Genomic DNA, 23,813 nt, shown 5'->3' with positions numbered 1-23,813 from the left:
GAATAAGGCAAATGGGGAGGGGAACAAGTGCGAGTACCGTCTTTTTTACCGGTTTCGTCCTTGCTTTTGTTGTTGTCCATTGTCTTTGTAGGTTGTGGAGCAACTCCCGCTCCGTCTGCACTGTCTCAAGCGGAAGTACCGTCTCAGACGAGTGCCCCCTTACAGGATCCACCGGCTCAGGTTCCGAATTCCCCATCGACCTCGCCGTCCCTTTCCTCGGCAGAAGGAGCAGACCGCCTTTCTTCTCCCACAAGCACGCAAGTGCAGTCGCCGCTCAAGCAACCCGGTGAAGCTGTCTCTGCTGAAATTCGTCAACAGGCTGTAGATCTATTTGAAAAGGGCTATTACATTTTTGACATGGAGCAGGGACCGAACCGGTTAAAAGATTCCATCGCCTTATACGATCAGGCGCTGAAACTCGATCCCGATTGTTACCAGGCTTATACGGGCAAAGGGATCGCTGTGGCTTTTCAAGGAGATCTGAATTCAGCTCTACGTTGGTTAGATCGAGCGATTGCGCTGAAACCGAACTACGCTTTTGCCTATTATAACAAAGGCCTTGCCTTAAAATACCACGGTCATTTCGATGACGCACTCCCTTGGTTTGACAAGGCGCTGGAATATGACTCCGAACATGCCTGGACCTATTTCGGCAAGGCGTCCATTTTGGATTCGCAAGGGAAGACCCAAGAGTGTCTAGAGAACTTAGCCAAGTCGATAGAACTGATGCCTTATTGCAAGGTGACAGCTAAAGAAAAGGCTGACGAAGATTTTGGTCATGTAAAGAATTTGCCCGAATTCAAGCGTCTCCTCGATCAATAGGAAAATCCAGCCCCGGTGAGAGAAAAGAGATATCGCAATTAGGGGCTTCTAATTCATGAAAGCAGGGTGAAAACCAATGATCACGGAAAGAGAACTGTTCCGAACGCTGCAAGCATTCCACGAGTGCGCTATGGCGACAGTGTCCCGTGTGGGGCAACGAACCAACTTAACTCATACGCAGTTACAGATTATGAATCACATCCATTTTCGCGGACTGGCTCTGCAAAAAGAAATGCGTAAATTGTTTCACTTGACCCAAGGAGCCCTTTCGACGGCCTTGAAAGACTTGGAAAAACAAGACTTGATCAACCGGACCCAAAGTCCGGTTGATCAGCGGGAATGGGTCATCTCCCTTTCTGCCAAGGGAGAAGCCTTGATTCATGAAATCGGCCAACCTTTGTTTGCACAATTGAGAGATTTGGTGACGAATAACCCCGAAGAAGTGAAAGGTCTGATCGAGTCCGTAGAATGGTTCACGAATAAGTTTACCAGTAATGACGTATAAGATTAAAAAACTGGGAATAAATTCAGAGAAGATAAGGCACAGAAAAGATAAGGGAAAGAAATATGCCCTTGCCGTAAATGGCAAGGGCATTCTGCTCCCCTTGGATCGAAAACGGTTGCGTTGGGCTTGTTTCTAACGAGTTCCATCGGGTTAGAATCCTGAAGGACAAACCCCATCGCAGCCTGAAGCGCCGCAGGAAGAGTTGCAAGTCGAGGTCACCAAAAAACCGGGTTCATCGTCGCTGTCGTCATAGATGATGCGAACTCCCGAAAGGTATTCCTTGCTCACACTGTCGGCGACAAAAGATATGCCGCCAGACTCAAAGACAACATCGTCCCGCTTAACTTCCCATTCGAGCCCCAGTTCGTACGAGGAATGTTCGCGACTGAGGGCATAGATGCGTATGTACCGAGCATTGTTTTCTGTAAGCAGCCCTTTTAACATTTCCTGAGCTTTCTCCGTCATTGCGATCACGAACCGGACCACCTCCCCTCTTGATTGTACGCTCTAGCCGCTGAAAATCAATATAAAAAAGGCGGCCCTGTTAATAAAGCGGCACGCCTTCCTTGAGACGAAAGAATTTTCCGTTTTCCAACAATACACAGGTTTCCGCGGAGACCTGTGTCATCGTCCCCGCCCGTGATTCCGTTGCAGCCAGGGCACTGCCTTCTGTCAGAGCTTTATCCATGTGTGAAGGCCGCTAAACCCGCTGCAACGATGATGATAAACATGAGCGACATCAAGTCCCAGTCTTGTGGCGTCCATTTTGCTTTACTGGCACAGGGTCTCATCGGCTTCACCTCGCTTCGGTTCTGAAGTATACTTATTAGACAGAAATGACGGTGGAAAAGTTCCCTGCCGATTCATTCTTTCCTTCCGAACACCTCCTGGTGTAGGATGCCGCATCCCCTGCGATTTCATAACTGCAAAACCAAATGCGAACCAAGTTGAAGGAGGCAGCGCCAAGTGTCTAAAAAACTATGGGGTGGCCGTTTCGAAAAAGGGACGGACAAAGTCGTCGAGGATTTTCATTCTTCGATTCGTTTTGACCAGCGATTGTACAAGCAGGATATCCGGGGCTCCATCGCCCATGCGCGTATGCTCGGCCGCCAAGGGATCATTGCCGCGAGTGAAGCGGAACAGATCATCGAGGGTCTGGAAAAGATCCTGGCCGATATCGATGCGGGCCTTGTTGAGTTTGATGTGGCCGCCGAAGACATTCATATGAACATCGAAAAGATCCTCACTGAACGCATCGGTGACGTCGGCAAAAAGCTGCATACCGGTCGCAGCCGCAATGACCAAGTCGCCCTCGATGTGCGGCTCTATCTGCAAGACGAGATTGTCGAAACAGACCGGCTCCTGCAAGAGCTGATTACGGTGCTGTTGGAGCGGGCTGAAGAACATGTGGATACGATCATGCCCGGTTACACCCATTTACAAAAAGCACAGCCCATCACTTTGGCTCATCATCTTCTGGCCTATGTGCAGATGTTTGGCCGCGATCGCAGCCGCTTAGCCGACTGTGCGAAACGTTTCAATATTAGTCCCTTAGGCTCAGGTGCTTTGGCAGGGACCACCTTCCCCTTGGACCGCATGGCAGTAGCCCAGGAACTCGGTTTTGACGGTATCACCGAAAACAGCCTTGACGGTGTTTCAGACCGGGATTTCGCTATCGAATTCTGTGGCGCTGCTTCGCTCATCATGATGCACCTGTCCCGCTTCTGTGAGGAGATTATCCTTTGGAGCAGTCAGGAGTTCTCCTTCATCGAACTCGATGACGCCTATTCGACCGGCAGTTCCATGATGCCCCAGAAGAAAAACCCCGATGTAGCCGAACTGATCCGGGGCAAGACCGGCCGTGTCTATGGGGATCTGATGGCCTTATTGACCGTCATGAAGTCTCTGCCTCTCGCATATAACAAGGACATGCAGGAAGATAAAGAGAACCTCTTCGATGCGGTTGATACGGTCAAAGGCTGTCTCGCTGTCTTTACACCGATGATTCGCACGATGCGTGTACAGAGCGACCGGATGAAGGCGGGTGCCAAAGGCGGTTTCACCAATGCCACGGACGTGGCCGATTATCTGGCCAAAAAAGGCGTCTCTTTCCGGGAAGCCCATGAGATCGTCGGGAAGATGGTTCTCATGTGCGTGCAAAAGAGCGTCGCCCTGGAAGACCTAAGCTTCGAAGACTTCCGCGCTTGCTCGGAAGCCTTTGAAGAGGATGTGTTCGACGCCATTCGAGTGGAACGGTGTGTTGCCGACCGGAAAGTGCCCGGCGGTCCCGCTCCCGATGCAGTGAAAGCAGCGATTCAGGCGGCACGGGAACGACTGGGTTAGTCATTCGACTTTAAATGATGAATTATGTTTGAAAATAGTTATTGAAGCCTTCTGGCTTCCGTGATATGGTGTAAGTGTCGGGTTATTTCCCAATCAACGTCGGAGGTGAAATCAAACGTGGCTTACAAGATTTCCGATGCCTGTGTTAACTGTGGCAGTTGTGTAGACGCATGCCCCGTAGGTGCTATTGAGAAAGGCTCCGATATTTATTGCATCAACGACAATTGTATCGACTGTGGTTCCTGTGTCGACACTTGCCCGGCCGGCGCAATCAGCGAAGGGTAAGACATAATTTGCTGGTCTGGTGTGTTAATTAGATTATCCCCAGGAGAAAGGGAGGTGAAACCATGTATAAAATCGACGCTTCCAAATGCACCGCTTGCGGCGCTTGCGTTAGCGGCTGCTACACCAACGCTATCGTTGAAGCTAACGGCAAATACACCATCACCGAAGATTGCGTAGATTGCGGCGTTTGCCAAGACTCCTGCGCAGCTGATTGCATCAGCGCCTAATCGAACATAACCATCCGACGCCCTTTGACCGACTAGGTTGAAGGGCGTCTTTTTTTTTAGAAAAACTTTGGGGAAGGAGTGGGAGAGTGTAAAGACTCTTTTTCCAAAGATTGAATGAATATTTTCATAACAAAAAGGATTTTGGCACTAGAAATCGAATATGTACCCTTTGAGCTTCCCTGATGGAAGAACGGTAGTTTGTACTGGCAGCGACAAAAAAGTAGGTTATTTTAGGTTTGCCTCGAGTGACCACAGCGTTGTCATGTACATTTGCAGCAGCAGTATGGGAGGATGGAAGCACGATGAGGTGCGAACGTTTGGGCAACCGAGCAGTCTACCCTGAGCCGCGATGGACGGATTTTGGGAAGACCTGTACTTTGGCTGTCCTTTTTCATTTGGGTCCTGCCAGTGAGGAGATGAGCTCATGATTTGGAATCAAGAGATGGAGTGCATGGATCGCGATTCATTGCGAGAACTGCAGTTGACGCGGTTAAAAGAGACGATTCGTCGAGTCTATGAGCGGGTGCCCTTCTATCGCCAGCGTTTTGACGAGCGGGGCTTGCGCCCAGAAGATCTGAAATCACTGGAAGACATTCGAAAGTTCCCCTTCACCACGAAACAGGAGTTGCGGGAAAATTACCCCTTCGGCATGTTCGCTGTGCCGAAAAAGGAATTGGTCCGTCTCCATGCCTCTTCCGGGACCACGGGCAAACCTGTCGTCGGAGCATATACCCGAGGTGATCTGGAACGCTGGTCAGAACAGGTGGCCCGCGTGGCTGCCATGGCAGGCGTGACCGATGAAGACACCGCCCAGATCGCCTTCACCTATGGACTGTTCACAGGGGGCTTCGGCCTCCATTATGGTCTGGAAAAGCTAGGATGCACCTTGGTTCCTGCGTCAGGCGGAAATACACAGCGCCAGATCATGCTGATGCAGGATTTTGAGACGACGGTGCTCGTATGTACGCCTAGCTACAGCCTGCACATGGCCGAGGAAGCCCGGGCGATGGGAATCGACCCCACAAAACTACCTCTGCGGGTAGGTCTTTTCGGATCGGAACCGTGGTCGGAAGGGCTGCGCCGGGAGATCGAGAACGCCTGGGGGATCAAAGCCTACGATAACTACGGTTTGACGGAATTAGGCGGCCCTGGTGTGGCCGGAGAATGTGAATACACCCATGGGCTCCATATCCTAGAAGATCACTTCTTCGTCGAGGTGATCCATCCAGAGACGGGGGAGCCCGTGGAAGATGGCAAAGAAGGGGAACTGGTCTTCACGACGCTGACGAAAGAAGGTTTCCCGATCATTCGCTACCGGACGAAAGATATCAGTTGCCTCGATCAGACGCCCTGTCCCTGCGGGCGGACTACGGTGCGCATGCGTCGGGTGACAGGCCGGTCCGATGATATGCTCATCATTCGAGGCGTCAATGTCTTCCCGTCGCAGATCGAGAGCGTCCTCATGGAATTCGAAGGGGTAGCTCCCCACTATCTCCTCGTCGTGGATCGTCAAGGCTTCCTGGATAACTTGGAAGTACGGGTCGAACTGGCCGAAGGCTCCTTTACCGATGTCTATAGGGAGTTGGAATCGCTGACAGCAGCGATCCGCGACCGCCTGAAAACGGTCCTTTCGGTCAACGCCAAAGTCCGCCTCGTAGAGCCGCGTTCTCTCGAACGGACGCCCGGAAAGGCCAAGCGGATTCTAGATCTGCGTCCGAGGGAATAGACGTTTCAGGTCCTCCTTGTCCCAAGTGAACATCGCCGGAACCCTTAGCGAATGGAGTTACTACCTCCTGACTTAGCATAATGTTCCTACGACGGTAAGACGATTACTGATTACATAGAAAAGTGGTGATTGGCTTTGAAGACGCTTCTGACTGGTAACGAAGCGATTGCACGGGGCGCCTATGAGTACGGCGTGACCGTCGCCGCTGCCTACCCCGGTACGCCGAGCACAGAGATTCTCGAAAACATCGCCAAATATCCCGAGATTTACAGCCAGTGGTCCCCGAACGAAAAAGTGGCTATGGAAGTCGGTATCGGCGCCTCTATCGCCGGTGCTCGCAGCTTAGTCGCCATGAAGCACGTAGGGGTCAACGTCGCTGCTGACCCTTTGTTTACGGCTGCCTACACAGGTGTTCGCGGCGGTCTCATCCTTGTATCTGCCGATGACCCTGGCATGCATTCCTCTCAGAACGAGCAAGACAACCGGTTCTACGCGCCCTTTGCCAAAATCCCCATGCTGGAACCTTCTGATTCGCAGGAAGCCAAAGACATGGTCAAAACCGCTTTGGAGATTTCTGAGAACTTCGACACGCCTGTCCTGTTGCGCATCACCACTCGTATTGCTCACTCGCAGAGCCTCGTTGAGTTGACCGAGCCTCAAGAACGGTCCGTCAAGCCCTATAAAAAGGACGCCAAAAAGTATGTCATGATCCCGGCCCATGGCCGTACTCGCCGTGTGTTTATCGAAGAACGAGATAAACAATTGGCCGCCTACAGTGAATCGTCAGACCTGAACCGCATTGAAATGGCAGATCCCTCCTTCGGCGTTATCACGTCAGGCATCGCCTACCAATACGTGCGGGAAGCTTTCCCGCAAGCGTCGATCCTACGCATCGGCATGACTCATCCCATACCGGCCAAGAAAATCCTTGACTTCGCCGCATCGGTTGACGTGCTTTTCGTAGTCGAAGAGCTGGAACCTTACCTGGAAAACCAGATCAAGGCTTTAGGCGTCTCCGTCATCGGTAAGGACATCCTTCCGCCTTACGGAGAACTTTCGGTGAGTTTGGTCAAGGCAAAAATACTCGCCGCACTCGGTGCCAATGTAGAAACAGCCGAAGAAGGGACCTCCGAAGGGACAACGGCTGGTGAGGCAACGGGTATCGCCGAAAGCGCAGCCGCTTCTGACTGCGACTGTGGCGACGCGATAAAGCCTTTTGAAGCGCCTGTCCGGCCGCCGGTCATGTGTCCCGGCTGCCCTCACCGGGGATTATTCTACGTCTTAAAAGACCTTCGACTCGTCGTCTCCGGTGATATCGGCTGTTATACCCTAGGAACAATGCCGCCGCTCGAAGCGATGGATACTTGCGTCTGCATGGGTGCCTCTGTCTCAGGCGCCTTAGGCATGGAAAAAGCCAACCCTGCCTTGAAAGGCCGACTGGTGGCAGTCATCGGCGACTCCACCTTCCTCCATTCAGGGATCACCGGCCTCATGGATATCGTCTACAACGGCGGGACCTCGACGGTCATCATCTTAGATAACTCCATCACCGCCATGACAGGACATCAGCATAACCCCTCCACGGGGCAGACCTTAATGGGACAAGAGGCGCCAGCCGTCGATATGGTGGCCCTCGTCAAAGCTCTCGGTGTCAAACGGGTCGTGGAAGTGGATCCTCTCGATGTGGACAAGGTAAAGCAAGTCGTCAAGGCCGAAGTGGCTGCAGAAGAACCTTCCGTCATCATCACGCGTCGTCCCTGCGCTCTCATCGTCAAAAATACAGAAAAGCCGCTGCAGGTGGAAGGATGCAAAGGCTGTAAGGCCTGCATTCGCCTAGGCTGCCCGGCACTGTCTTTTGACCGGGCCACTCGCAAGGCTGTCGTCAACAGTGCCCTTTGTACAGGCTGCGGCGTCTGTGCCAGAGTCTGTATGTTCGACGCGCTGCGAAAGGGGGACGAGTAAGATGAAACAAGGGATGAACATACTCCTCGTCGGTGTCGGCGGACAAGGGACCATCCTGGCGTCGAAAATCTTGTCCCACGTCGCTCTTGCCCAGGGATTTGACGTGAAAATGTCTGAAATCCATGGGATGGCCCAGCGAGGCGGTTCCGTCGTTACACAGGTACGCATCGCCGAAAAAGTGTACGGGCCGATCATCGAACCAGGTGAAGCGGATGTGCTGGTGGCTTTCGAAAAGCTGGAGGCCTACCGCTGGGCCCATATGCTTAAACCGGGCGGCACCCTCATCATCAATGATCAGAAGATTGAGCCCCTGCCAGTGCTCATCGGCACGGCAACCTATCCGGAAACTATCTTCGATGATATCCAACAGCGTGTGGAAAAGGTCACCATTGTACCGGCTCTCGAAATCGCCACCGGCCTCGGTAATGCTAAGGCCAGCAACGTGGTCTTGATGGGCGTATTGGCGGCGTCCATGGACATCCCCCGGCAATGCTGGGATGAAGCCTTAGAAGCTAAAGTGCCGGCTCGTTTCCTGGAGCTGAACCAGAAGGCTTTCCAGGCTGGCTACGACTATATCAGTTGTTCCTAGCGAACGAGGAACTGAAAAAGATGCATACCTGAAATAAGCAAGAAGCCCCTGCTCCGGTAAAATGCCGCTGCAGGGGCTTCTCTTTTTCAAAAGGGGAAGGCGTCCTCAAATCCCCCGACATAAGTTAAGAGGAGGAATCAGCGAAGACAGGAGGCAAAGCATATGACCCTTCTATCGAGAGATCTCCGGCATGTTTTAGATGGCATCATACGAAACGACATGACCTTTAAAACGGGAAAAATGAATGAGTTACGCCAATGGCTGGCCCCGCTCATGGCTGTAGAAAACCGCTCCTTTGAAGAGCGATCCCGCCATACGGTCGCTTTCATCTTAGAAAAATTAATCGGGGAGCCGCAATCGCACAGCCGGAAAGAGTTGCTCCAGTGGTACTTGCACGAATCTCTTTATTTTCTCTCTGATTCGAGTCTAGCGCAGGCAGTAGCTGCACAACTGCGTTGTCCCCAAAAAAGTACCCCGAAGCTCCGAGCGCAGGTGGAAAACTATGACCGTGACGCCGCCGTCGCCTATGCCAACCGCTACTACAAAAACCATAACCCCGCCTATCCTGATTTTGACGACCAGCCAGGGGAAGGCGGGAATTGTGCCAACTTCATCTCGCAATGCCTTTTCGCCGGCGGCATGCCTTGGATTGAAGGTCCATTGGACCGATACACTTGGGCCCAGTACTGGTGGTGCAAGCCCGGTGCCACCGATCGAGATGGCGATCAACGCATCACCTTAACCTGGAAAGTGACGACGGCTTTTCGAAACCACTGGTCAAAACGGGTATCCAAGTACTCGCTGCATTCGTCCCAAGAGATCATTCAAAATTGGCCGAAGTGGTGGCAGGTACTGGAACGGGGCGATTTTATCCAATTGGCCTATCCTAGCGGGGCACCCTATCATACGCTGATGCTCGTTCGCAAGACGGAAAAGGACTGGTTGCTCGCCGCCCAGACCGATGACACGAACAGCCAGTCCATGTATGGAACGATCTATACGATGCAGGCGTCCGGAGAAAAGGTGCATATCTATCAAATGGGATGACTATTAAAAAAGCATGTAATATTTAGCACAAAATTTTATGAAACGAAAAATCTCTTGCAGGAGTTTCCCGAAATTTGTCGAAAGATAATTACGTAAATTTTGGATCCATTACTGGTCTGACAATCGGTGCACCAGGAAATGGAAACAGATATGGTATGCTTTGACTTTTTCCCAAAAAGAGACTAGTATAGGTAACGATAGGGATGAGGGGCCTCTGAACATGGATGCTTGGAGGACCCGGGATGGTTGAACAGGCTGAATGGATCAGGAGGGATGGTCAACTGGAGACAAACAGGGAGAAGCGATTTGCTGGCAAAAGACTGATGGCGATCCTCGCTCACCCCGATGACGAATCTTTCGGCATGGGGGGGACTTTAGCCCGGTACAAGGATTTGGGCGTCGAAACGGTGCTGGTCTGCGCCACCCGTGGCGAAGCAGGCAAGTGTGGCGACCCGCCCCTTTGCTGGCCTGAGGATCTTGGACAATTCCGGGAAGAGGAAACACGTCGGGCCTGTGCGGTGCTGCAAATCGATCACCTTCACTTTTTGGACTACCGTGACCAGGACACGAATGTGGCGCCTCCTTGGGAAATCGTCGGAAAAATGATCGCATTGATTCGCCGCTATCGTCCCGACGTTCTGGTCACTTTTGGACCGGAGGGGTTGTCGGGGCATAAAGATCACACGTCGATCAGCCACTATGCTACGATGGCATACCTGTTGAGTGGTTCGACCGATGCGTATCGAGGATATGAGCCGTATCAATGCCCATACTTATACTATATTTGTTTGCATCCCGGCATAAGTCGAACGATGGGACGAGGCTTTAGTCGTCCTACTTCACAGATACACGTGGCTGTACCGGTTCGGCAGTACCTACCGCAGAAGCGGGCTGCCATCGACTGTCACCAGACCCAGATCGGGTCCATCCGCCGCATCGGATACCTCAGCGGCCCCTCTATCGACGATCCGGAAGTGGATCAATTGCGTTCCTTTGAATATTACCATCAAGTGTTTCCACAGATCCCTTTGCGGGATGATGGGGAAGGAATGCGTAGCGAGCTTTTCGAATAAAAAGTTTCGCGTAGGAAGAAAGACAGAATAGGGAGGGTCTCGTTGAACATGGCTGAGTACAAATACGCTCAGGTTCCTGTGCAGGGAGAAGCCATTCAGTACGTTAATGGCAAACTTCAGGTGCCCGATCAGCCCATTATCCCCTTTATCGAGGGAGATGGTACGGGGCCCGATATCTGGCGCGCATCGCAAGCTGTTTTCGATGCTGCCGTGGAAAAGGCCTACGGCGGAAAAAAGCGCATCTCCTGGATGGAAGTTTACGCCGGTGAAAAATCGAAAAACCTTTACGACACCTGGCTGCCTGATGAAACGGTAGAAGCTTTTAAGGAGTTTCGTGTCGGCATCAAAGGTCCCTTGACGACCCCCGTCGGCGGTGGTTTCCGTTCCTTAAACGTGACACTCCGTCAAGTCATGGACCTCTATGCCTGTGTCCGCCCGGTTCGCTATTTCCAAGGCGTACCGAGTCCGGTGAAAGCGCCGGAAAAAGTGGATATGGTTATTTTCCGGGAAAACACCGAAGACGTCTATGCCGGTCTCGAATGGAAAGCCGGTTCGGAGCAAGCCCAAAAAGCGGTAGAGTTCTTCCGCAATGAACTGGGCGTCAAGATCCTCAAAGACGGTACTGCGTTGGGCCTCAAGCCTATCAGCGAAGTGGGATGCAAGCGGTTAATCCGCAAAGCGATCCAATTTGCCGTCGACCATAACCGTAAAAGTGTCACCTTGGTTCACAAAGGCAATATCATGAAATTTACCGAAGGTGCCTTTAAGGACTGGGGTTATGAATTAGCCAAAAGCGAATTCGCTGATCAGACGATCACCGAAGCGGACCTGTGGGATACCTACAACGGTAAAGTGCCGGAAGGTAAGATCGTCATCAAAGACCGAATTGCTGACAATATGTTCCAACAAGCCCTCCTCCGTCCCGACGAGTATGACGTGCTCGCCACGACAAACCTCAACGGGGACTATCTGTCGGACGCGCTCGCTGCGCAAGTAGGCGGTCTCGGTATCGCTCCAGGCGGTAACATATCCGATGAATACGCTGTTTTTGAAGCCACCCATGGAACTGCACCCAAGTACGCCGGGTTGGATAAAGTCAACCCCGGATCGGTCATCCTATCGGGTGTAATGATGTTAGAACACATGGGATGGCAAGAAGCGGCCGATATGATCATCAAAGGCCTCGAAGCCGCCATCCAAGACAAAGTGGTCACCTACGACCTGGCCCGCCAGATCGAAGGCGCCCAAGAAGTAAAAGCGTCCGAATTCGCCCAAGCTGTCATCGACCGGATGAGCTGCTAACAGGCGACTAACATATTGGCTACGTTGGAGCCAGGAAGGGGACAAAACAACAAAATGGCACGCAAAAAGATTACCATCATCGGTGCCGGTAACGTAGGCGCCACTGCGGCACACTGGGCTGCATCCAAAGAACTGGGGGATATCGTCCTCCTCGATGTCGTAGAAGGAGTTCCCCAAGGAAAAGCCTTGGATTTGATGGAAGCTTCCCCGGTAGAAGGCTTTGATGCCAACATCATCGGTACCAACGATTACGCCGACACGGCAAACTCCGATGTCATCGTGATCACCGCCGGTATTGCCCGCAAACCTGGCATGAGCCGCGATGACCTCATTGCCACGAACACTAAGATTGTGGCTGATTGTGCGAAAAAGTCTGCTGCTGTTTCGCCCAATGCCATCATCATCATCGTCTCGAACCCCCTCGATGCGATGACTTATGTCGCCCAAAAAGCCAGCGGATTCCCGACGAACCGTGTCTTCGGTATGTCTGGAATTCTCGATTCGGCCCGCTATAAAACCTTCATTGCTATGGAAATGGGCTGCTCTGTCGAAGACGTCACCGCTTTTGTTCTCGGCGGTCATGGCGACGACATGGTTCCCCTGGTCAGCTACACCTATGTCGGCGGTATTCCCATCCGTCAACTGTTGCCGGAAGACAAAATTCAAGCCATGGTCCAACGCGCCCGTACCGGCGGTGCTGAAATCGTAGGCTACCTGAAAACCGGCTCCGCCTATTATGCCCCCTCCGCTTCTGTCATCCAGATGGTCGAATCCATCTTGAAGGACAAAAAACGGATTCTGCCTGTCGCTGCATACCTCAATGGCGAATACGGCTATGAAGGCGTATACACCAGCGTTCCCGTCATGCTCGGCGCCAAAGGCGTAGAGAAAGTCTTTGAGATCGAACTGGCTGATGAAGAAAAAGGATTGTTGGCCAAATCGGTTGAATCTGTAAAAAGCCTGATCGCCGTCACCGGATACTAATCGTCACCGGAAAACGGTTTTTAAGGATTCCCGCTAACCTACAACAATCCCGCTTCGAACAACAAGAAGAGAGCGGGCCGGTCCCACTAGGGATCGGCCCGCTTTTTGTAAATAAGGGGTGATGCTGGAAGCCTATGTTCTTCTGATTAGGCGCTAACCGTCTTTCCACAGGATTTTGGTTTGACACAAAGTTCACAGGAGCCGTCACCCGTAGCTTGGCAGGTCAGCGCTTCGATCTCCACAGGTACATAAAGGGTTTCCCAGACGCCGCGCAAAAGAGCGCGGTGCAGGGAGCAGGTCAAAGGATGGTACTTCTCCGCAGCTTCCCGGAAGGTGCAGTTGCGCATACGGATGACTGTCTTCGTCTCATCATGACTCACGACCGATACCGATAACGATTCGATGGACTGCAACTCTGATAAAGGGTGGGAATCGTTGGGGATGTTCCGGCTTGGAGTTGCCAAAGCAGCTTGAGCTATGCGAACGCCATGAACGTAACCGACCTTTTCCAACGACGCCAAGGCGCCGGCACCGAGTTCACTTAAGGCATCAAGAGTAAGTTCGCAAAGCAATTGGTATTCCCGCGGCGGGAAATGAAGAGAAATCGCTTTTTGGCGAAGCCTATAGATTCGGCCCGGTCGACCCGGCATCGATTGGTGGTCCCAGCCGGACTCTAACAGCCCGATTTCTTCTAGTTTGGACAAGTGCAAGCGAGCCACATTCGGATGTATGGAAAATTCCTGTGCGATATCCTTCACAGTACAGGTGGCATTCGGATGGTTGACTATAAATTGATAAATAGAGAACCTGGTTTTATCGGCAAAGACAGAACTAACTTTTTGGGCATCCTCGAACACCCTGCTCACCTCATTTGCAACGAACATCGCTGTCCGTCGCGTAAATTGTATTATCACCTTTTCTATTATAAAAGAAGTGAAAATAAATAGAAAGGCAACAATGACAATATTCGCGGGCAGTTCGACTGATATGCGGGTAAGAGATCGGATTGGATTGAGACAAAATGTCACGCTAAACAGGGCATATTTCGAGACGTAATTATTGCCATCGCTATATTAGTGCTTGATACATTATTATCACCATAGTATGATCAAAGCATGGACTATGATCATTGTCATAGCAAATATGATGTTTCTACTTTACAATTTGGAATACAAGTCATAGAACGATTCGGTAAAGGAGTGCCGATTATGAGTACGAAGGATCACGGCTTCTATAACATTAAGGCTGTTGAAAAAATGACCGGTGTCGCTGCGGGCACGCTCAGAGTCTGGGAACACCGTTATCAAGTGATCAATCCGGATCGGAACAAAGCAGGCTACCGGGTTTATTCTCAGGAAGACGTACAGACGATTCAGTGGCTGGCGCAACAAGTGAAAAACGGTGTGACGATCGGTCAAGCCGTTAAAATGCTCCATCAGCGTGATGTACTTCGCCCGATCAGCCCCTTAGTCGATACAGGGAAAGATGCCTTGGGTGAATTACACCGCCGGATCGTATTAGCCCTGGATGATTATGATGAGCAAAAAGCCAGTGCCGCTATGGAAGAGGCCTTGAGTCTCTTCAGTATGGAACGGGTCGCTATCGAGCTGATCCTGCCCATCCTGCAGGAACTGGGTGAGCGATGGGCCCGCCGGGAAGTGTCCGTAGCACATGAACACTTTGCCTCGAACTTTTTCCGGGCTCGTCTGTCTGCGATGTTAAGCGCTCTGCCGGCAAACCGGGAGCTTCCTCTCGTCGTCGCCGCTTGCGTATCGGGAGAACACCACGACCTAGGGCTGCTCATCTTCTCCATCTACCTGCGCCGTCGCGGTTTCCGCGTCATCTATCTGGGGCAGGATCTGCCCACGGAAGACCTTTATGAAGTGGCCAAAGAGATGCGGCCTCGCCTAATCGCTCTATCCGTCGGTTCTCGACTGCTCGTACCGGAAGTATTGCTTATCCATGAGAACCTGACTGAACTCGCTAAAGCAGAAGGATTCCCGCTACGCACCTGTGTCGGTGGACGCGGCATCGACTATGACGGCGATGCCCAGAACCTGTTGGGGAATTCTTATATCAGTGGAACGATTGAGGCTTGGGATGAATGGTTGCGGAATTTGGATTAATCGGTAAGTTACTTTCCATTATTAGCGAAAGTTAATTCCGGTGAATAAGGAAGAAGGCTACCCTTTTTGAGGGTGGCCTTCATTTTTTGTACCGATTAATACAAGAATGCTTTCATTCGATGACAGCCCTTTAATTTTAATATGCCTACTTTTGTAGATTAATACTCAGCCCGCCAACCCTTGTCGGTCAAAACCAGGCGGAGTTGTACTTTTGCCTCGTCCCCAAAATAGTTGGGGACGATACCGGAGATGGTAATCGTCGTCGGGTTTGACTGAGAAGGATGATGTTCTGTCACTTGTACGTCCTTCGCTAGAAAAAGCATGGGTGGTCCTTCCGAGTAGAATCCCCAAGGTAAATTAGGCATCAACTCGGACCCTGATCTCCAGATATCCTCGATCATCCCCTCTGTCCAGTAAGGGGATAAAAGCTTTATCAAGTCATCTTTACTCTTGATCGTCACCGGCTTCAGCCCGTTCTCATGTAGCCATTGAGGGTTTTGAACAAAAAGGGCTATGGCCAGTTGTTTGTCGGCTTCCTTCGCTAAATGGACGAACTGATCGTCTGTTAAGATGTTGCTGACAGAAGGGTGGGGAGACTCTGCAGTGATGGTACTCCGATAAAGGGGAATTTCCGATGAAGTGATAGAGGAATTGATAGTTGAGGGAACAACCCTGTCCTGGGATATAGTGATTTCCGGTCTTGTCGCCCCATAAGCCTCCGTATTCGACAATGAGAGCGTCAGGAACGGAAGTAACGAGCAGAGCGGAAGATACCATAAGAGAACCTGCCGATGGTGTCTCATGCGTCTTCCTCCTTTTTCCATATCACTGGTATATATTCAACAAAATCAGTAAATATGCAGACCCCATACTATGAATAAAATGATTGCATTTATGACTGCAAACTTAGCAATGTGAATATATTTCTTTTCTTTAGTGGCAATAATTGCTTGCCAGCCGATTTTTTGCGAGGTAAGATAAACTCAATCGGAAAAGCGTATAAAGAGTACGGGTTTCCAGTGTGTAAAGCGGACAAGAGGTTTGAGACCTTTTGTTCGCTTTCCGCATTTTGTGAAGAATTAGAAAATTTAGGGGTGAGATTAGATGCCAACAGAGGATACCTTTTACGGACATCTGCAGCGCCGCGGTGTCAATCGGCGAGACTTTTTAAAATTTTGTACGGTGATGGCGGCATCCCTGGGACTAGGTGCTGGGGCGACGAGCCAGATTGCGGAAGCTTTGGAAACGAAGAAGCGCCTGCCTGTCATCTGGCGCCACTTACAAGAGTGCACCTGCTGCACCGAATCATTTATCCGTACGCAGCATCCGATCGCTGCAGACATCATTCTTAACATGATCTCACTCGACTACGATGAGACGCTCATGGCGGCAGCAGGCCATCATGCGGAAGCGGCCGCCCAAAAGGTCATGGAAGAGAACAAAGGCAACTACATACTGGCCATCGAAGGTTCCATCCCCACGAAGGACGACGGCATCTACTGCGTTTTGGCTGGACGGACAGCGGTGGACATTCTTAAAGAGGAAGCCAAAAACGCAAAAGCCATCATTGCCTGGGGATCTTGCGCTACCGTAGGCTGTGTCCAATCGGCCAACCCCAATCCGACGGGCGCGGTGGCCGTTCAAGACATCATTAAGGACAAACCGATCATCAATGTTCCCGGCTGCCCGCCCATTGCGGAAGTCATGGCCGGTGTGATCACTCACCTCCTCACCTTTGAACGCCTACCTGAACTGGATAGTCAAGGTCGGCCGAAAGCTTTCTACGGCCATCGCATTCATGACAAGTGTAACCGCCGAGCTTATTTCGATGCGGGCTTGTTTGTGGAATCCTTCGACGACCAAGGGGCGAAAGAAGGCTGGTGCCTCTACAAGGTCGGTTGTAAAGGGCCGAACACGTACAACTCTTGTTCCAATTTGGAATGGAACGGCGGACTGAGTTATCCCATCAAGTCCGGACACCCTTGTATCGGTTGTTCCGAAAAAGGCTTCTGGGACAATACGGGCGGTCAGTCTCTCTATACGCACCTGTCTGATGTGCCCGGCTTAAAAATCGGTATGAATGTGGACACCTTCGGTGCCGCTGCCGTGGGGGCCGCCGTCGCCGGTGCTGCCGTCCACGCCGGTTTTTCGGCGGTCACCAAGAAGGCCCATGATAAAGCCGAAGCAGAAAAACCCTGCAAAAACAGCATGGGAGGTTGAGATAATTAATGGCAGAACGAATTGTCGTTGATCCGGTTACCCGGATTGAAGGTCACCTACGGATTGAAGCGAAAGTAGAAGGCGGAAAAATCGTCGATGCCGCCAGCGCCGGTACCATGATTCGCGGCCTCGAAATCATCTTGCGCGATCGGGATCCTCGCGATGCTTGGGCTCTCGTTCAACGCATCTGTGGCGTATGTACCACGATCCATGCCCTCACCTCCGTACGATCCGTTGAAGATGCCCTGAAGATTACCATCCCCAAAAACGCAGAACTGATCCGCAACATCATGTTTACCGCCCTGTATGTTCACGACCATGTGGTTCACTTCTATCATCTCCATGCACCGGACTGGGTCGATATTCCCAATGCACTCAAAGCAGATCCGGCAGCGACGGCCCAACTGGCGCAGAGCCTTTCCCGCTGGCCCAAGTCAACGGCAGGCTATTTCCGAGACGTCCAGAACAAGCTGAAAACCTTTGTGGAAAGCGGTCAACTTGGCATCTTCGCTAACGCCTACTGGGGACACCCGGCCTACAAACTGCCGCCGGAAGCTAACCTGATGGCGGTGGCCCACTACCTGGAGGCGCTGAACTGGCAAAAAGAGATCGTTAAGATCCACACCATCTTTGGCGGTAAAAACCCTCACCCGAACTATCTTGTCGGTGGTATGGCCTCGGCGATCAACATCGACGGTGATAACGCTATCAATATCGAGAAGTTCAACCTGATTGGCAAGCTCATCGATGAAGCCATGGAGTTTGTCGAACAAGTCTACATCCCCGACCTCTTGGCTATCGCCTCCTTCTATAAGGATACGGCGGCCTACGGCGGCGGGCTCGGCAACTTCCTCTGTTTTGGCGATTTACCGACGACTCATATCAACGATCCCTCTGGGTTCCTCTTTCCCCGGGGCGCCATTCTCAACAAAAATCTATCAGAAGTGCTCGACGTGGATCCGCGCGATCCCCAACAAATCTTGGAGTATACAGATCACTCCTGGTACAATAACTCCAAGAGCGGACTCCATCCCTGGGAAGGGGAAACGCAAATCAAATACACCGGTCCTAAGCCTCCCTATGATACGCTCGATGAGTCCGGCGAATTCAACAAAGCTTATTCCTGGGTCAAGTCACCCCGCTGGAAAGACCACCCGATGGAAGTGGGTCCTCTGGCTCGGATGCTCGTGGCCTACGCCAAAAAAGACTGCCTGGCTCATGAGCTGGTCAAGGATGAAGTCGACAAGGTGCTCGCCGGCCTCGGTGTTGGTCCGGAAGCTCTCTTCTCCACGCTCGGTCGGACCGCTGCGCGGGGTATTGAGACGAAGCTCTCTGCCGTGTGGCTGAAGAAGTTCTTCCAAGAACTGGTCGCTAACGTCAAATCGGGTGATCAGAAGACCTTTAACAGTGAAAAATGGGAACCTTCGACCTGGGAAAAAGACTGCAAAGGCGTCGGCTTGACGGAAGCGCCTCGCGGCGCCTTGAGCCACTGGGTTCACATTAAAGACGGTAAAATTGCCAATTACCAATGTGTAGTACCGTCGACATGGAATGCTTCGCCGAAAGACCACAAAGGCCAAAAAGGCGCTTACGAATCGGCCTTGGTGGGAACACCGATGGCTAAGCAGGATCAGCCGTTGGAACTGCTCCGGACGATCCATTCCTTCGATCCCTGCCTCGCTTGTGCGGCCCACTTGGTCGATACGGAAACCCAGGAGACGACTAAAGTCGACATCCTGCGTTAAGGAGGGGATCGGCATGAAGGATATGAACAAGCTCACCTGTATGAAAACGGTCTATGTTTGGGAGCTTCCCGTCCGCGTCTATCACTGGATCAATGCCCTTTGCATCGTCCTGCTGATGGCGACCGGTTTGTATATCGGCAATCCCGTTCTGCGGCCGACCGTCGTCACCGGTGATGCGGCTACCGTCTTTTGGATGGGCCGGACTTTCATGTGGCATATGGCGGCAGGATACGTTTTCGTCGCCGTCTATCTGTTCCGGCTGTACTGGGCCTTCGTCGGCAACGAGTACGCCCGGAGCCACCATTGGCCCTGGCAAAGAGAGTTCTGGCTGGAGTTTTTCGATGTGCTGCTGAGCTACCTTTTCCTCAGGCACCATAAAGAGGAGCATCTCGGCCATAACCCCGTGGCGAACCTCGCCTATTTTGGCTTCATCATGGTCGGTTCTGTCTTTATGGCGATCAGCGGCTTTGCCATGTATGGTGAACTGCATCCAAACGGATTTTTCAACAGCTTCAGCTGGGTATTCAGCATCTTTGGGCCTAGTTTTACTGTTCACATGTTGCACCGGATGATGGCCTGGGGTATCGTGGCCTTTGTGGTGGTCCACCTGTACCTTTCTCTCCGGCACGATATGTTTGCCCGAAACGGTACCTTATCGTCCATGGTCAGCGGCTATAAATTCCACTGTGAAGAGTAATATGGCTAGGACCGGAAGCGAACAAACTACATGTTAGGACAGAAAAACATGAAGAAAATCATCGTCATGGGTCTAGGCAATCTCTTGTTCACTGACGAGGGCCTCGGGGTGCATACCATAGAGGCTCTCGAAAAAGCGTACAGCTTTCCGCCGGAGGTGGAATTGATCGACGGGGGAACATTGGGTCTGCTGCTCCTGGATACACTGGAATCGGCAGAGCGGTTCCTCTGCATTGACGCCGTCAACGTGGGTAAGGAACCGGGAACCCTTATTCGTCTAGAAGGCGACGAACTACCTCAGTATCTGGGTGTAAAGATGTCACAGCACCAGATGGGCTTTCAAGAAGTGTTGGCCCTAGCCAGTTTCCGGGGGCAACTGCCGCCGGAAATGGTCCTCATCGGTGTCCAACCGGACAACTTGGAGTGGGGTCTGCAACTATCTCCAACGGTACAGTCTGTTTTTCCGCAAGTCCTTGCGGCGGTGCGAGCGCAGCTTGAGCAGTGGGATATAGATGTAAAGCCCAAGATGGGGTAAAATATTCCTAACGAACACATAGAAATAGTATGTTAGGTCACGGAGTCATGCCGTGACCTTTCCTGCTCTTGTCCACCTTTGGTGGAAGATGTTACAGGAGGGAAACCCATGCATGAAATGGCTCTGATGGAGAGCCTTGTCGAGGTGCTCTCCGAGGAAGCGAAGAAGCACAATATTCGGCAGATCCATAAGGTAAAGCTCATCGTAGGGCAGCTTACCCATGCCTTGCCCGATGCCCTGCAATTTGCCTTTTCTGTGCTTCGCCAATATCCACCATTCTCTCCAGAGGCGGATTTGCAAATTGAGGAGCGGGAGACGCGAGGGCGCTGCCAAAGCTGCTCCGCAGAGTTTGCAGTGGAAGACAATTACCTGTTCATTTGTCCTCAATGCGGTGGCTTGGCTGTCGACATCATTCAAGGGCGGGAACTACAAATCGATTTTTTTGAAGGTGACTGACGATGCAAATCATCAAACTAGGTCACAACTTGCTCGGCACAAACCAAACCGTGGCTGAGGAAAACCGTGAAAAGCTCCGGCAGAAAGGTGTCTACTTCTTAAATTTGATGAGCTCGCCTGGTGCCGGGAAGACCACGTTGTTGGAAAAAACATTGGCCTTGGTGAAGGACCGCTTGAAGGTGGCTGTGATCGAAGGGGATGTGGCCACCACGAAAGATGCGGAACGAGTGGCCCGCCAGGGGATCCCTGTTGTTCAAATCAACACCCATGGCGCCTGTCACCTCGATGCCGCCATGGTTCGGGATGTGCTGGATAATTTTCCACTGGAGCAATTGGATCTGCTCATCGTCGAAAACGTGGGCAACCTCGTTTGCCCCGCCGAGTTTGACTTGGGGGAAACGGTAAAAGTCGTCGTTCTGTCGACGACGGAAGGCAACGATAAAGTACCGAAATATCCCCTCATGTTTCGAGAAGCAGGGGCAATGATCCTCAACAAGATCGACCTGCTGCCATTTACGGACTTCAATCTGGAAGAGTTAGCCGTGGATTTAGAACGGATCCATCCCGGGTTGCCTAGATTTGATCTATCGGCACGGACCGGCGAGGGGATGGAGCGTTGGATCGACTGGTTAGTGGCCCAGGTTCATTCAGAGAAGCAATAAAGGAATTGGTCTTTGAACAAGATCCTGTACGGATATAGATAGAGCACTTCGAAGTATGCGAAGTATATAGAGATGGTGGTAGAACGCTGTAAGGAGAATGGGGGGAAGTCTGTTGAAGGTTGCCAAGTTCATCAGGGTCACCGGAACAGTACAAGGCGTCGGCTTTCGTCCTTTCGTCTTTAAACTGGCCAAACAAGCAGGTTTATCGGGATGGGTCTTAAACGGGCCTGCCGGCGTCGAGATAACTGTGGAAGGGGAACCTGAACAGGTTGACAAACTTCTGCAGGCCCTTCCGGAGCAAGCTCCCCAGTTAAGCCGGGTCAGGGAGATTATCCTTTGTGATATCCCCGTGCAAGGGTTACAAGGCTTTACGATTGTTCAAAGTGAAGACAAAGCCCTTCGAACCGCCCGTATCCCGCCCGATGCTGCCCTTTGTGCGGCCTGCAGAGAGGAGATGGCCGATCCTCTTGATCGGCACTACCGCTATCCTTTCACCAACTGCACCCACTGTGGACCGCGCTTTACGATTGTGCGACAAGTGCCCTATGATCGTCCCTTGACGAGCATGCATGCCTTTCCCATGTGTCCCGACTGCGCCCGGGAATATGAGGACCCTCTAGACCGGCGTTTTCACGCCCAGCCGGTGGCCTGTCCGAACTGTGGGCCGCAGGTATGGATATGCGGCCAGGATGGAAAAAGAATGGAAGGACCCTGGGATGAGATCTTCCGCCGACTGATCCGCCAGGGAAGGATCATCGCTTTGAAAGGCCTCGGCGGCTTTCACCTCGTTTGTGATGGCCGGAACGCTGCGGCTGTAGCTGAACTGCGGCGTCGCAAGAACCGTCCGTACAAAGCACTGGCCCTCATGGCCCGGGATATGGATACGGTACGTTTGATCGCTTGGGCCAGTGCACAGGAGGAAAGGCTGCTTACCAGTTCTGCGGCGCCGATCGTCATCCTGGAACAAAGAAATGGCTGTAAGGATTTTCTCCTCGATGGTACCGATAAGGGTGTAATTCCTAGTAATATTGCACCGGGAACGAAAACAGTCGGCCTTATGCTTCCTTATACACCGATGCATCATATGCTTTTCGACGAACAGATCGATCTACTCGTGATGACGAGTGGTAACCCAAACGGGCTTCCGCTGGTGCGGGAGAATGAGGCGGCTTTAGACCAACTGGTGAGCATCGCCGATGCCTTTGTCCTCCATGACCGGAATATCATCAGCCGTTGTGACGACTCTGTCGTCCGAGTGATCGATGGGGAAGTGCAGTTTTACCGTCGATCTCGTGGATATGTTCCGGGAGGCATCGCGATACCTTGGCCAGAGAGAAAGCTAAAGCATACTCTTCTGGCCGCCGGACCGGAGACGAAAAATACCTTTGCCCTTTTGGGGCGAGGGGAAGCTTATTTTAGCCAATATATCGGAAACGTCGATACCCGGGAAGGCCGGCAGAACTATTTAGAAAGCCTACAAAACCTGCAGACGTTGCTCGATATTAGGCCAAAGCAAGTCCTGCGGGATCTCCATCCCCAATATCGTATTTCGGCCTTAGCTGCAGAACTGGCGCAAGAAATGGATTTGGCGATGAAGGATGTACAGCATCACCACGCCCATCTAGCGGCTGTACTTGCCGATAATGGTGTGACCGGTCGGGCCATCGGCGTAATTCTCGACGGAACTGGATTCGGTGAAGACGGAACCATCTGGGGATTCGAGATTCTGACAGGAGACTTACGAACATACGAGCGCTGGTTTCACCTTCGCCCCGTCCTTCTTCCCGGCGGAGAAGCCGCCGTCCGCCGACCCTGGCTGACAGCCTGTGCCTTTCTTGGCGAAGCGCTTGGTTCGCGAGGATGGGAACAGGGGAAAACACTTTTTCCAGAACAGCAACCAGTGATCGAACAAGCTCGAATGATGGTCGAAAAAAAACTGAATAGCCCTCAAGTCTCCAGCGCAGGCCGCTTTTTTGATGCCCTTTCAGCAATCATAGGGGTCTGTTTGGAAAATACCTATGACGGTCAGGCGCCTTTAGAGCTGGGGGAACAGGTTCGTTTTCGACTGGGCGTTACTGATCATTCACAGCAGTCGAAAGCCGGTTTAGATGAGAACAAATTATGTACGGAAGATTGGGTCGATAAGGCCCTTGCCTTTGGTCACTACCCTTTTGCGATTCAAAAGGATCTAATCGATTTTGCGTCGGTGTTTGAAGAGTTGCTTCAGGATAAAGCCCAGGGAGTGACGATCGAGACACTGGCAAGCCGCGTTCACAATACGGTTGCCCGGATGGTCGAAGTGTCCGTCCAGCGTACCCGTGATCAGACGGGCCTACAGCGTGTCGCTTTGGGCGGTGGTGTCTTTCAAAATCCCTATCTATTGACGATGGTTCGCCACCTTTTGTCTCGGCAAGGATTCCAAGTATTCATTCCCCGGCGGGTGCCGGCGAACGATGGCGGGTTAGCTTTAGGCCAAGGGGTTATCGGCTTGTGGAGGGAGGAATAAGG

At 52.0% G+C, this 23,813-nt stretch carries 24 protein-coding genes; 20 read left to right on the top strand and 4 right to left on the bottom strand.

The genetic code is table 11. The features are described 5' to 3' along the window. Positions 1 to 27 precede the first annotated feature (27 nt). Together H1S01_RS22300 and H1S01_RS09175 are read left to right on the top strand one after the other, a co-directional pair. On the top strand, positions 28 to 822 hold the full coding sequence (locus H1S01_RS22300) for a tetratricopeptide repeat protein (protein ID WP_188039887.1): 795 nt from the start codon (positions 28 to 30) through the stop codon (positions 820 to 822). 76 nt (positions 823 to 898) lie between these two features. Next, the gene (locus H1S01_RS09175) at positions 899 to 1,327 is read left to right on the top strand and encodes a MarR family winged helix-turn-helix transcriptional regulator (protein ID WP_188039885.1); all 429 of its coding nucleotides are present in this window, start codon (positions 899 to 901) and stop codon (positions 1,325 to 1,327) included. A 150-nt stretch (positions 1,328 to 1,477) separates the two neighbouring features. Here H1S01_RS09175 and H1S01_RS09170 read toward each other — a convergent pair whose 3' ends face one another. Both H1S01_RS09170 and H1S01_RS09165 read right to left on the bottom strand, forming a co-directional pair. After that, positions 1,478 to 1,792 carry a HesB/IscA family protein gene (locus H1S01_RS09170; RefSeq protein WP_235910843.1) on the bottom strand — a complete coding sequence of 105 codons (315 nt, stop codon included), beginning with the start codon at positions 1,790 to 1,792 and terminating at the stop codon, positions 1,478 to 1,480. A 79-nt stretch (positions 1,793 to 1,871) separates the two neighbouring features. Further along, a complete protein-coding gene (locus tag H1S01_RS09165) occupies positions 1,872 to 2,015 on the bottom strand; it encodes a hypothetical protein (RefSeq protein ID WP_188039883.1) in 144 nt (47 codons plus the stop codon). Between the two features lie 278 nt (positions 2,016 to 2,293). On the opposite strand from H1S01_RS09165, the gene argH reads away from it, so the two are divergent. The 10 genes from argH (at position 2,294) to mdh (ending at position 12,865) form a co-directional block, all read left to right on the top strand. Further along, on the top strand, positions 2,294 to 3,670 hold the full coding sequence (gene argH / locus H1S01_RS09160; RefSeq protein WP_188039881.1) for an argininosuccinate lyase: 1,377 nt from the start codon (positions 2,294 to 2,296) through the stop codon (positions 3,668 to 3,670). 117 nt (positions 3,671 to 3,787) lie between these two features. Beyond that, the gene (locus H1S01_RS09155) at positions 3,788 to 3,955 is read left to right on the top strand and encodes a 4Fe-4S binding protein (protein ID WP_188039879.1); all 168 of its coding nucleotides are present in this window, start codon (positions 3,788 to 3,790) and stop codon (positions 3,953 to 3,955) included. Positions 3,956 to 4,017: 62 nt separating this feature from the next. Continuing rightward, positions 4,018 to 4,182 carry a DUF362 domain-containing protein gene (locus tag H1S01_RS09150; protein WP_188039878.1) on the top strand — a complete coding sequence of 55 codons (165 nt, stop codon included), beginning with the start codon at positions 4,018 to 4,020 and terminating at the stop codon, positions 4,180 to 4,182. Between the two features lie 424 nt (positions 4,183 to 4,606). After that, a complete protein-coding gene (locus H1S01_RS09145; RefSeq protein ID WP_188039876.1) occupies positions 4,607 to 5,908 on the top strand; it encodes a phenylacetate--CoA ligase family protein in 1,302 nt (433 codons plus the stop codon). 135 nt (positions 5,909 to 6,043) lie between these two features. After that, the gene (gene iorA / locus H1S01_RS09140) at positions 6,044 to 7,870 is read left to right on the top strand and encodes an indolepyruvate ferredoxin oxidoreductase subunit alpha (RefSeq protein WP_188039874.1); all 1,827 of its coding nucleotides are present in this window, start codon (positions 6,044 to 6,046) and stop codon (positions 7,868 to 7,870) included. Position 7,871: 1 nt separating this feature from the next. Next, positions 7,872 to 8,459, top strand: coding sequence for an indolepyruvate oxidoreductase subunit beta (locus H1S01_RS09135; RefSeq protein WP_188039872.1), 588 nt, complete (start codon positions 7,872 to 7,874; stop codon positions 8,457 to 8,459). Positions 8,460 to 8,621: 162 nt separating this feature from the next. Then, entirely contained in the window at positions 8,622 to 9,506 is an 885-nt protein-coding gene (locus H1S01_RS09130) for an amidase domain-containing protein (RefSeq protein WP_188039870.1), read from the top strand. Positions 9,507 to 9,748: 242 nt separating this feature from the next. Further along, positions 9,749 to 10,579 (top strand): PIG-L deacetylase family protein, encoded by an 831-nt coding sequence (locus H1S01_RS09125; protein WP_188039868.1) that lies wholly within the window; start codon positions 9,749 to 9,751, stop codon positions 10,577 to 10,579. 48 nt (positions 10,580 to 10,627) lie between these two features. Then, positions 10,628 to 11,881, top strand: a complete 1,254-nt coding sequence (icd, locus tag H1S01_RS09120) for an isocitrate dehydrogenase (NADP(+)) (RefSeq protein ID WP_188039866.1) — start codon at positions 10,628 to 10,630, stop codon at positions 11,879 to 11,881. 54 nt (positions 11,882 to 11,935) lie between these two features. After that, positions 11,936 to 12,865: a malate dehydrogenase gene (gene mdh, locus H1S01_RS09115; RefSeq protein ID WP_188039864.1), complete on the top strand. Its 930-nt coding sequence runs from the start codon at positions 11,936 to 11,938 to the stop codon at positions 12,863 to 12,865. A 146-nt stretch (positions 12,866 to 13,011) separates the two neighbouring features. Here the strand turns inward: mdh and H1S01_RS09110 are convergent, their stop codons facing one another. Continuing rightward, positions 13,012 to 13,722, bottom strand: coding sequence for a helix-turn-helix domain-containing protein (locus H1S01_RS09110; protein ID WP_188039861.1), 711 nt, complete (start codon positions 13,720 to 13,722; stop codon positions 13,012 to 13,014). Between the two features lie 351 nt (positions 13,723 to 14,073). On the opposite strand from H1S01_RS09110, the gene H1S01_RS09105 reads away from it, so the two are divergent. Continuing rightward, on the top strand, positions 14,074 to 14,991 hold the full coding sequence (locus H1S01_RS09105; protein ID WP_188039859.1) for a MerR family transcriptional regulator: 918 nt from the start codon (positions 14,074 to 14,076) through the stop codon (positions 14,989 to 14,991). A 158-nt stretch (positions 14,992 to 15,149) separates the two neighbouring features. Here the strand turns inward: H1S01_RS09105 and H1S01_RS09100 are convergent, their stop codons facing one another. Next, a complete protein-coding gene (locus tag H1S01_RS09100) occupies positions 15,150 to 15,794 on the bottom strand; it encodes a hypothetical protein (RefSeq protein WP_188039857.1) in 645 nt (214 codons plus the stop codon). Positions 15,795 to 16,095: 301 nt separating this feature from the next. On the opposite strand from H1S01_RS09100, the gene H1S01_RS09095 reads away from it, so the two are divergent. The 7 genes from H1S01_RS09095 (at position 16,096) to hypF (ending at position 23,811) form a co-directional block, all read left to right on the top strand. Continuing rightward, positions 16,096 to 17,211: a hydrogenase small subunit gene (locus H1S01_RS09095; protein ID WP_188039855.1), complete on the top strand. Its 1,116-nt coding sequence runs from the start codon at positions 16,096 to 16,098 to the stop codon at positions 17,209 to 17,211. A gap of 8 nt (positions 17,212 to 17,219) precedes the next feature. Continuing rightward, positions 17,220 to 18,956, top strand: a complete 1,737-nt coding sequence (locus tag H1S01_RS09090; RefSeq protein ID WP_188039853.1) for a nickel-dependent hydrogenase large subunit — start codon at positions 17,220 to 17,222, stop codon at positions 18,954 to 18,956. 13 nt (positions 18,957 to 18,969) lie between these two features. Continuing rightward, entirely contained in the window at positions 18,970 to 19,653 is a 684-nt protein-coding gene (gene cybH / locus H1S01_RS09085; protein ID WP_188039851.1) for a Ni/Fe-hydrogenase, b-type cytochrome subunit, read from the top strand. A gap of 48 nt (positions 19,654 to 19,701) precedes the next feature. Further along, entirely contained in the window at positions 19,702 to 20,187 is a 486-nt protein-coding gene (locus tag H1S01_RS09080; protein WP_243237167.1) for a HyaD/HybD family hydrogenase maturation endopeptidase, read from the top strand. 108 nt (positions 20,188 to 20,295) lie between these two features. Continuing rightward, the gene (gene hypA / locus H1S01_RS09075) at positions 20,296 to 20,643 is read left to right on the top strand and encodes a hydrogenase maturation nickel metallochaperone HypA (RefSeq protein ID WP_188039847.1); all 348 of its coding nucleotides are present in this window, start codon (positions 20,296 to 20,298) and stop codon (positions 20,641 to 20,643) included. Positions 20,644 to 20,645: 2 nt separating this feature from the next. Beyond that, positions 20,646 to 21,305 (top strand): hydrogenase nickel incorporation protein HypB, encoded by a 660-nt coding sequence (gene hypB, locus H1S01_RS09070; RefSeq protein WP_188039845.1) that lies wholly within the window; start codon positions 20,646 to 20,648, stop codon positions 21,303 to 21,305. 112 nt (positions 21,306 to 21,417) lie between these two features. Continuing rightward, positions 21,418 to 23,811 (top strand): carbamoyltransferase HypF, encoded by a 2,394-nt coding sequence (gene hypF, locus H1S01_RS09065; RefSeq protein ID WP_243237166.1) that lies wholly within the window; start codon positions 21,418 to 21,420, stop codon positions 23,809 to 23,811. Positions 23,812 to 23,813 lie beyond the last annotated feature (2 nt).

This window comes from Heliobacterium chlorum (genome assembly GCF_014502795.1).
Taxonomy (GTDB): domain Bacteria; phylum Bacillota; class Desulfitobacteriia; order Heliobacteriales; family Heliobacteriaceae; genus Heliobacterium; species Heliobacterium chlorum.
Note: the sequence above shows the minus strand (reverse complement) of the source record. Positions and strands in the feature narration are given on the sequence as shown.